Here is a 4,759-nt window from a genome sequence, read left to right on the forward strand (position 1 = left end):
GGGCGGTGGCGATGGGGGCGGGGGCTCCTCGCAGGGCGCCGGCCATCTCGTACTCGGACTGGTCGTAGCCCATCGGCATGCCGGCGACGATCGTGATGACGGGGTCGTTGCCGAGGGTGATCGCGATGGGCAGGTCCTCGCCCAACTCCTCTGCCGCGTGCAGGTGTTCGGCCACGTCGTGCATGGGGACCGGCTGGAAGGCGAGGCGGTCGCGGCCGATGACCTCGATCCGGTACGTGCCGACGTTCTGCTTGCCGAAGTGGTCGGGGTCGCGCGGGTCGCGGGAGACCACGGCGGCCTTGTCGAGGTAGAAACCGCCGTCGCCGTCGTTGAGCCGGAACAGCGGGAGGACCTTGAACAGGTCGATGTCGGCGCCCTGTTGGGTGTTCTCCCGCCAGGGCGCGTCCTCGCGGCGCTCCGGTACGACCGGGAAGGCGTCCCAGCGGCGGGCGAACTCCTCGGCCTGCTCACGCACGGAGGTGTCCGGGGGCAGCCCGAGGGCGAGGGCGTGGTTGCGCCAGGAACCGTGGACGTTCATCGCGATACGGGCGTCCGTGAAGCCCTTGACGTTGTCGAAGCAGAGGGCCGGGGCGCCTTCGCCGATGCGTCCGGCCGCGTTGACGGCGGCCAAGTCCGTTTCGGGCAGGACCTGTTCGGTGATCCGCCCGCATCCTCCTGGACGCCAAGCGCCTCCTCGTCCACACCGACGCGACGGCGGCGGACGTCTCCCGCACGCTCGGCTTCGGCGAGCCGACCGACTTCGCGAAGTTCTTCCGCAAGCGGGAGAGTCGTACGCCGCTGGAGTTCCGGGCGGCGGCACGCGGGCAGAGATGAGTCACCCGAGCAACTGGAGGTGGGTATGCGGGAGTTCAAGCCGGGTGAGACCGCCGTACGGCGTGATGTGTTCCGGCGGAAGGTGTGGAGTGCCCATGCGTTACGGGTCGTCGAGGACACCGCCGAGGCGCTGGTTCTGGGGTGCCGGCCGGGCGCGGAGTCGTTGGCCCCGACGACCTGGATCGAATCGCTCCTCACCGGCGACGAACCCGCACGACTGCGCGCCCTGCCGAACCTGGCCGACGGCAACTGGCAGCTCGGCCACTGGACTTGGCGGGACACAGCCCATCTCCAATGGGTGCCGCCCGACAGATGGTTCAGCGTCAACGCGTTCTTCGAGGCCACGGGAGACGGCCGCCTCACGCACTGGTACGTCAACTTCCAGCATCCGATGCGCCGCACACCCATCGGCTTCGACACCTTCGACCTGCTGCTGGACCTTGTGGTCGCGCCCGACCTGTCGCGGTGGGACTGGAAGGACGAGGACGAGTACGCCCAGGGCCGCCGGCTGGGGGTGGTGAGCGAGGCCGATCACCGGGCGGTGGAGAAGGCTCGCGAGGAGACGGTCGCGATGATCGAGGGGGGTGTCGGGCCGTTCGCCGCGGAACGGGGATTGGGGAAGTGGCTCTACGAACCCCACTGGCCCGACCCTCAACTGCCCATCGGCGTACTGGACTTGGACTAGTGGGTACCGTCGGGTTCTCCTGACGGGCCGATACGCACCGGCAGTTCGCTCAGGCCCCGCAGCAGCGTGCTCGTTCGCCATGTCAGTGTCGCGGGGTCGGTGTCGAGGGCGAGGTCCGGGCAGTGGTGCAGGAGGAGGCGTACGGCGATGGCGGCTTCGGTGCGGGCCAGGGGTGCTCCCAGGCAGTGGTGGAGGCCGTGGCCGAAGGCAAGGTGTCCGGGCCCTCGGCGCCGCAGGTGGAAGCGGTCGGGTTCCGGGAAGTGGAGGGGATCACGGGAGGCCGCGGCCAGGGAGATCTGCACCGCGTCCCCGGCCGGGATGCGGGTGCCGGCGAGGTCCAGGGACTCGGCCGCGAAACGGAAGGCGGTGGCGTGCACGGGCGAGTAGTGGCGCAGCGCCTCCTCCACGGCGGCACCGGCCAAGTCCGGTTCGGAACGCAGCAGTTCAAGCTGATCGGGGTGGGTGAGCAGGGCATGGACGGTCGCCGAGATCAGATTGACGGTCGTCTCGTGCCCGGCGACGAGCAGGAGGAAGGCCATCCCGAGGAGTTCCTCGGAGGTGAGGGCCGACTCGGCGGCGGGTTCACGGGCCGCGGCGACCAGATCACCGAGCAGGTCGGCCTCGCGTGTGCCGCGCTTCTGGTGGATCAACTCGGCCAGGTAACCGCTCAGAGCGGCGGCGGCCGAGGCACCCGACTCGGGCGAGGCGGGCATGACGAGCTCGTTCGACCAGGCGTGGAACACCGTGCGGTCAGTGACGGGCACCCCGAACAGATCGCTGATCACCGTGACGGGCAGCGGCAGGGCGTACCCGCTCACCAGGTCCGCCGTCCCCCGTGCCGGCAGCTCGGCGAGCAGATCGACGGCGATCTCCACGATGCGCGGCCGGAGGGCGGCTGTCCGCGCGGGTGTGAAGTGACCCGCGACCAGCCGTCGTAGACGCGTGTGGTCCGGCGGATCGGTCTGCAGCATGTTCCTGCCGAGGGCGTGGCCGCCGTCGTCCTGCCAGGTCGAGGAGTGCCGGATGTCGTTGCGCAGGCGCGGGTCGGTGAGCGCGGCGCGGGCCGCGTCCCGGGTGACGACCAGCCAGGCCTCCCCGCTGCCTGGCACCAGAACCCGGTGCACGGGCCCGCGCTCACGCAGGGCCGCGTACACGAGGTGAGGATCGGCGGTCAGGTCGAGGCCGTCGGGGGTCAGGTCCTGCAACGTGGGTGCCGTCACGGCACTCCTTTCGATGGTCACCGGGGATGTGCGGGTCGTGATCGGTCGGTACGGCACGCGCCATAGCCCGCGCGACGATCGACCCGCCGGAACACAGGGCGTTGCCGTCACCCGCTGTCGCGCCCTACGGCGTGCACCGCGTGAGCGAGGTCCGTCGCGTGGGCGTGGCCGGCTCGGGCCGCTGCCGGGCGGCGGAGGTCAAGGCGCGGCCCATCGCGTGTGGGGCCGCGCGATCGGGAGTCAGGCACGGCACTCCTTTCGTTGGCTACGGGGCACTCAGGGTCGGACGGTCACGCGCCGCCGCGCCACACGGCGTGCAGCGCGTGCGCGAGGGCCGTCGCCTGCGCGTACCGGGCCGGACGGCCACCGGGCCACGGGCGTCGGCGGTCACATCGCGGCCCACCGCATGCCCGGCCCCGCGATCGGAGGTCCGGCACAGCACTCCCCTTCGATCGATACGGGGGCCGCTCAGGGCCGGGCCGGTCACACACCGCCGCGCCATACGGCATGCACCGCGTGCGCGAGGGCCGTCGCCTGGGCATAGCCGGCCTGTGCGGCCGCCGGACGGCGGGCGTCGGCGGTCAGGTCGCGGCCCATTGCGCGTCGGGCCGCGCGATCGGGGGTCAGGAGGGTGATCTCGGCTCCCTGGGCGGCGAGTTGGGCCGCCTGCTGTTGGGCGCTGGGGTGTGGGCCGACCGCCGTGGGGATCGGTGCGACGGCCAGGATGTGAGGATGGTCGGCGGCCAGGTGGAGGTTGGCGGTCGTGCGGCTGCCGCCGTCGATCCAGCGGCGGCCCGTGGCTGTGACGGGCGGTGAGACGAGGGGGACGGCGCAGCTCGCGGCGACCGCTTCGAGGAGGGGGACCTTCGAGTCGGCGTCGAACGTCTCCAGGGCCCCGGTCGTGGCGTCGACGGCTGTGATGCGCAGGGCGCGGTCGGGCCAGTCCCGTGCGCCGCGCAGCAACGTGCCGACCGCGTCGAGGAGTTCGGACTCGGGTCCGGTGCGGGCGGCGAGGGCGGCACGGCCGAGCCGTTGTACGGAGCGCTGCGGATCGCGGGATCCCAGCGCCGCCCACAGGAAGCGCATCGTCTGGGCCATGCTGACCCGCAGCTCCACCTTGTCGGCGCGGGTCACTTGCCGTTCGTACGACTCCTGCGGTGTCTCACCGGCAGCGAGCCGGGCGCCGAAGATCGCGCCCGCGGAGGTGCCGATGATCACGTCGGCTCGGTCGAGGTCGACACCGGCCTCCGCGAGACCCGCGAGCACCCCGGTCATCCACGCCCCGCCGACAGGCCCACCACCACCCAGGACAAGTGCCGTGCCATGTATGACGCCACCCCCTCGTCGCCAAAGTGGGGACTGCTCCCCACTTGATGGATCGACGATAGCATCACTACCGGGGAGCACTCCCCACCAGCTCGGAGGACGATGATGACGGGCCCGAACGACGCGACGGCACCTGCGCGACGCCGCGATGCGCAACGCAATCGGGAGCTGCTGATCGAGGCCGCCCACGCCGTCTTCACCGAGCAGGGGCTGCACGCACCGATCGACGTGATCGCCCGCCGCGCGGGCATCGGCAACGCGACGCTGTACCGGCACTTCCCCACTCGTGCCGCGTTGGTGGACGCGGTGTTCCGCGACCTGCTCACGGACACGATGACCGTGGGCGAGCAGGCGCGCGTCGCCGAGGACGCGCGGGCCGGGCTGACCGGTTACCTGGAGACCGTCTTCACGGGTCTGGCCGCCGACCGCGGCACCAACGACCTGATGACCACCCATCTCGACGGCGTCGAATCGCTCCAGGCAGTGCACGCCCACAACCGGCACACCGTGGAACTGCTGCTGTGCCGGGGCCGCGACCAGGGCACGGTCCGTGAGGATGTCACCCCGGAGGACGTCCTGTTCGCCCTCGCCGCCCTGGGCCGCACCGTCCCGTCCCTCACGGCGGCCGCCGGCCCCGACGCCTGGCGCCGCCCCCTCGCACTCCTTCTCGACGGCCTGCGCGCCGGCCCCGCGA

Annotated in this window: 6 protein-coding genes; 3 read left to right on the top strand and 3 right to left on the bottom strand. The window is 71.8% G+C overall.

Features of this window, described 5'->3' with window-relative positions; genetic code table 11:
* On the bottom strand, window positions 1-631 hold a 631-nt coding region (locus AC31A1_RS46965), incomplete at its 3' end, for a UbiD family decarboxylase domain-containing protein (RefSeq protein ID WP_489659187.1).
* A 44-nt stretch (window positions 632-675) separates the two neighbouring features.
* Here AC31A1_RS46965 and AC31A1_RS46970 point away from each other — a divergent pair.
* Window positions 676-834 (top strand): helix-turn-helix domain-containing protein, encoded by a 159-nt coding sequence (locus AC31A1_RS46970; protein ID WP_489659191.1) that lies wholly within the window; start codon window positions 676-678, stop codon window positions 832-834.
* A gap of 25 nt (window positions 835-859) precedes the next feature.
* Entirely contained in the window at window positions 860-1,519 is a 660-nt protein-coding gene (locus AC31A1_RS46975) for a ribonuclease FAU-1 family protein (protein ID WP_489659188.1), read from the top strand.
* Here the strand turns inward: AC31A1_RS46975 and AC31A1_RS46980 are convergent.
* Both AC31A1_RS46980 and AC31A1_RS46985 read right to left on the bottom strand, forming a co-directional pair.
* Window positions 1,516-2,739 carry a cytochrome P450 family protein gene (locus AC31A1_RS46980; protein ID WP_489659189.1) on the bottom strand — a complete coding sequence of 408 codons (1,224 nt, stop codon included), beginning with the start codon at window positions 2,737-2,739 and terminating at the stop codon, window positions 1,516-1,518. The two genes, AC31A1_RS46975 and AC31A1_RS46980, sit on opposite strands and share 4 nt — an antisense overlap.
* 483 nt (window positions 2,740-3,222) lie before the next feature.
* Window positions 3,223-4,068 carry a patatin-like phospholipase family protein gene (locus tag AC31A1_RS46985; RefSeq protein ID WP_489659192.1) on the bottom strand — a complete coding sequence of 282 codons (846 nt, stop codon included), beginning with the start codon at window positions 4,066-4,068 and terminating at the stop codon, window positions 3,223-3,225.
* Window positions 4,069-4,167: 99 nt separating this feature from the next.
* Here AC31A1_RS46985 and AC31A1_RS46990 point away from each other — a divergent pair.
* On the top strand, window positions 4,168-4,759 hold a 592-nt coding region (locus AC31A1_RS46990), incomplete at its 3' end, for a TetR/AcrR family transcriptional regulator (protein WP_489659190.1).

The organism is Streptomyces sp. P5F9, from assembly GCF_057961495.1.